Source organism: Streptomyces sp. NPDC058955, assembly GCF_042741435.1.
Classification (GTDB): Bacteria; Actinomycetota; Actinomycetes; order Streptomycetales; family Streptomycetaceae; genus Streptomyces.
This window is the reverse complement of record NZ_JBHYKM010000022.1, coordinates 60,290-64,368: the sequence shown is the minus strand read 5'-3', so window position 1 is coordinate 64,368 and position 4,079 is coordinate 60,290. Positions and strand designations below refer to the sequence as shown.

General features: G+C 68.2%; 4 protein-coding genes. 1 reads left to right on the top strand and 3 read right to left on the bottom strand.

The features are described from left to right. Positions 1-190 precede the first annotated feature (190 nt). From ACFW1I_RS11840 to ACFW1I_RS11830, 3 genes are all read right to left on the bottom strand, one after another. On the bottom strand, positions 191-361 hold the full coding sequence (locus tag ACFW1I_RS11840; protein ID WP_384668991.1) for a hypothetical protein: 171 nt from the start codon (positions 359-361) through the stop codon (positions 191-193). Between the two features lie 272 nt (positions 362-633). Then, positions 634-1,899 (bottom strand): PTS transporter subunit EIIC, encoded by a 1,266-nt coding sequence (locus tag ACFW1I_RS11835; protein ID WP_384668990.1) that lies wholly within the window; start codon positions 1,897-1,899, stop codon positions 634-636. Between the two features lie 267 nt (positions 1,900-2,166). Beyond that, positions 2,167-3,465: a PTS transporter subunit EIIC gene (locus ACFW1I_RS11830; protein WP_384668988.1), complete on the bottom strand. Its 1,299-nt coding sequence runs from the start codon at positions 3,463-3,465 to the stop codon at positions 2,167-2,169. A gap of 237 nt (positions 3,466-3,702) precedes the next feature. Here ACFW1I_RS11830 and ACFW1I_RS11825 point away from each other — a divergent pair, with 237 nt between their 5' ends. Continuing rightward, the gene (locus ACFW1I_RS11825) at positions 3,703-3,936 is read left to right on the top strand and encodes a glucose PTS transporter subunit EIIB (protein ID WP_043228148.1); all 234 of its coding nucleotides are present in this window, start codon (positions 3,703-3,705) and stop codon (positions 3,934-3,936) included. Positions 3,937-4,079 lie beyond the last annotated feature (143 nt).

The window sequence follows — 4,079 nt, the reverse complement described above, 5'->3', positions numbered from 1 at the left end:
GGCCGGTGCCCCGGTAGATGTGCAGGACGGTGTCGCCGTGGGTGCGCTGGCCGGCTGCGAGGAGGGCGTGGCGGCCGTCGGTGGTTGCGGCGCCCAAGCCGCTGAGGTGGTGGCAGGGGCCCCCCCCCCCCCCCCGATTCTGTGCGGCTGCCGGAATCCTTGGTCAGGGGATTCCCGTCAGCGTGAACTGCTACCGGCACTCACGGTTGTAGATGGCCATGTAGTCCGAGTAGCCGCCGCCACAGCCGTAACCCAGCATCGCGGCCTGGGCGTTGGCCCAGATCGCGGCGCACTGGGCCTTCGAGAGGCGGCCGCCGGAAACGGCGTCGCTCTCGCTGTCGGACAGGGTCGTGAAGTTCATCTCGCGCAGCGTGGAGAGGCTCATGTGCTTCTCTTTCCTTGGTCGTGACGGTAAGCCCGTCGGAAGCCTGCGCCGAAGTGTTCCCCCTCGGCTTCAGTGGTCTAATCCTATGGAGGGTGCGCGGCGGCTGTGCGATCTTGTTCGGAAGTCTGTCAGGTCGATTCGGTGCCGGTCGGTGCGGAAATCGGCAAATCCCGTCGGGGGAAAGGGAATCGGCCCCCGGGACCGGTGGTCCTGGGGGCCGATGTCGGGTCACGCCGTGCGGCGGAGGTTCACGCCTTGGTGAGGTCCTCGACCTCCTCCTCGGGCTCGCGGCCCGGGGTGGGGAGGTTGAACTTGGTGATCGCGAAGCGGAAGAGCACGTAGTAGATCGCCGCGAAGACGAGACCGATCGGGATGATCATCCACGGCTTGGTCGCGAGGCCCCAGTTGAGGAAGTAGTCGATCGCGCCGGCCGAGAAGCTGAAGCCGTGGTGCACGCCGAGGGCCCAGGTGACGGCCATCGCGACGGCGGTGAGCACCGCGTGGATCGCGTAGAGCACCGGGGCGATGAACATGAACGCGAACTCGATCGGCTCGGTGATGCCGGTGACGAAGGAGGTCAGCGCCAGGGAGATCATCATGCCGCCGACGACCTTGCGGCGCTCCGGGCGGGCGCAGTGCGTGATGGCGAGCGCGGCGGCCGGGAGGGCGAACATCATGATCGGGAAGAAGCCCGACATGAACTGGCCGGCGGTGGGGTCACCGTGGAAGAAGCGGGGCAGGTCGCCGTGCCAGACGGCGCCGGCGGAGTCCTGGAAGGAGCCGATCTCCTGCCAGGCGACGGTGTTGACGAACTGGTGCATGCCGATCGGCAGCAGACCGCGGTTGACGACACCGAAGATGCCCGCGCCGACCGCGCCCAGGCTGGTCATCCACTCGCCGAAGTTGGTGATGACGTTGCCGACCGGCTCCCAGACGAGGCCGAAGAAGACGCCCATGATCGTGCCGACGAAGGCCATGATGATCGGGACGAGGCGACGGCCGTTGAAGAAGCCGAGCCAGTCGACCAGCTTGGTGCGGTGGTACCGCTGCCAGATCACGGCCGCCAGGAGACCCATGACGATGCCGCCGAGGACCTTGGGGTCGTTGTAGGTGGCGGCGACGTCGACACCGCCGTTCTCGGTGGTGTTGACCACGCCCTCGGTCACGGGGAACGCCGTGAGGACGTTCTTGTAGACGAGGAAGCCGACGAGCGCGGCGAGGGCGGTGGAGCCGTCGGCCTTCTTGGCGAAGCCGATGGCGATGCCGACGCAGAAGAGCAGCGGCAGGTTGGCGAAGACCGCGTCGCCGGCGGTGGCGAAGACCTTCGCCACCTTGATCCAGCCGAGGCCGTCCTTGCCGAAGACGTCGTCCTGGCCGAGGCGGAGCAAGATACCCGCGGCCGGCAGCACGGCGATCGGCAGCTGCAGGCTGCGACCGACCTTCTGCAGGCCCTGGAACAGGCCGGATCCGCGCTTCTTCGCGGGAGCGGCGGCCTGGGCGGTGGCCGTACTCATCAACTTCCTCCAGTAGGCAAGGCGCCGCCAGAGGACAGGGGAAAAGGGGGTGACGGCGGCGTCTCGGGAACGCGGTGGTCTGGACCGCGTGGTCTACACCAATGAGTGGTGTAGACCAGTTGTAGCACGTGAGACTTAGATAAGGAACCTGCGAATTTTTCGCGCGGGGGCATAGTGATGAAGGCGTGACAAAAGGCCCCCGGACCACGAGGTCCAGGGGCCTTTCGCGGCTCCCGTCGGGGTTCGAAAGCCCCGGGACGGACCGCCCTACTTCACGTTGTCCCGCTCCAGCTGCTCCTGGAGCTCCTCGGGCTCGCGGCCCGGCGTCGGGAGGTTGAACTTGGTGATCGCGAACCGGAAGATCACGTAGTACACGACCGCGAAGCCCAGGCCGATCGGGATGATCAGCCATGGCTTGGTCGCCAGGTTCCAGTTGATCACGTAGTCGATCAGACCCGCCGAGAAGCTGAAGCCGTCCTTCACGCCCAGCGCCCACGTCAGCGCCATCGACACGCCCGTCAGCAGCGCGTGGATGGCGTACAGCACCGGGGCGATGAAGAGGAACGAGTACTCGATCGGCTCCGTGATGCCCGTGACGAACGAGGTCAGCGCCACCGACAGCATCAGGCCGCCGACCTCCTTGCGCCGGTTCGGGCGCGCGCAGTGGGTGATCGCCAGCGCCGCCGCCGGGAGGGCGAACATCATGATCGGGAAGAAGCCGGTGGTGAACTGGCCGGCCTCCGGGTCGCCCGCCAGGAACATGCTGATGTCACCGTGCACCACCGTGCCGTCCGGCTTCGTGTACGTGCCGAACTGGAACCAGATGGGCACGTTCAGGAACTGGTGCAGACCGATCACCAGCAGCGCGCGGTTCGCCACGCCGAAGATGCCCGAGCCCCAGGCGCCCAGACCCACCAGCCAGTCGCTGAAGCTCTCCAGCGCGTCGCCGATCGGCGGCCAGATCCACAGGCAGAGCGAGGCGAAGAGGATGCCGACGAAGGCCATGATGATCGGGACGAGCCGGCGGCCGTTGAAGAAGCCCAGCCAGTCCACCAGCTTCGTGCGGTGGTACCGCTGCCACAGGTACGCGGCCAGCAGGCCCATGATGATGCCGCCGAAGACGCCCGGGTTCTGGTACGTGTACCCGGCGAAGGCGTCGTCCGTGCCGAGGCAGCCGCCGCCGACGTCCTTCGTCCCCGTCGGGCAGTCCTTCGGGAACTGGCGCAGCACCGTGTAGTAGACGAGGAAGCCGACCACCGCGGCGAGCGCGGTCGAACCGTCCGCCTTCTTCGCCATGCCGATCGCGACACCGATGCAGAACAGCAGCGGCAGGCCCAGGCTGCCGTCGAGCAGCGCGCCGCCCGCGCCGGACATCACCTTGGCGACGTTGTCCCAGCCGAGGCCCTCGGCGCCGAAGACGTCCGGCTGGCCGAGCCGGTTGATGATGCCCGCGGCGGGCAGCACCGCGATGGGCAGCTGCAGGCTGCGGCCCATCTTCTGCAGCCCCTGGAAGAAACCTCCCCACGTGACCTTCCTGGAGCCGGCTGCTGCGCTGTCGGTACTCATCGGCGACCTCCCTGTCCCGGAACAACCCGGGGCCGCGTCTCGTTGCACACTGGTGTAGACCACTTGCGGTAGGCTCCGGGAGCCCGCTGAGGACAGGCCGCCGGTGATCGTCATCATTCGGCAGAACGGCGGCACTCGCTCGCGAAGTTGGGCCAACCGTGGGTTACCGTGACAACGCGGACCGTCGGTGCGCCGAGATTCGCGTGTCCCGCGAACGGAACGGACAGGGAGAAACACATGGCCACCAAGGCTGAGAAGATCGTCGCCGGGCTCGGCGGCATCGACAACATCGAAGAGGTCGAGGGCTGCATCACCCGCCTGCGCACCGAGGTGGCCGACGCCAGCCTCGTCGACGACGCCGCGCTCAAGGCCGCCGGCGCCCACGGCGTCGTGAAGATGGGCACCGCCATCCAGGTCGTCATCGGCACCGACGCGGACCCGATCGCCGCCGAGATCGAAGACATGATGTGAGCAGCTGACACCCGGCTGAGGGGGGGCCCGGGCCGCCGGGGGGCCGGCGCGCGGGGGGGCCCCCGGGGGGGGCCGGGCCCCCCCCCGCGGTGGGGGTGGGCGGGCCCAGCGACCGCGACACAGCCCCACACCCCCACCCACCC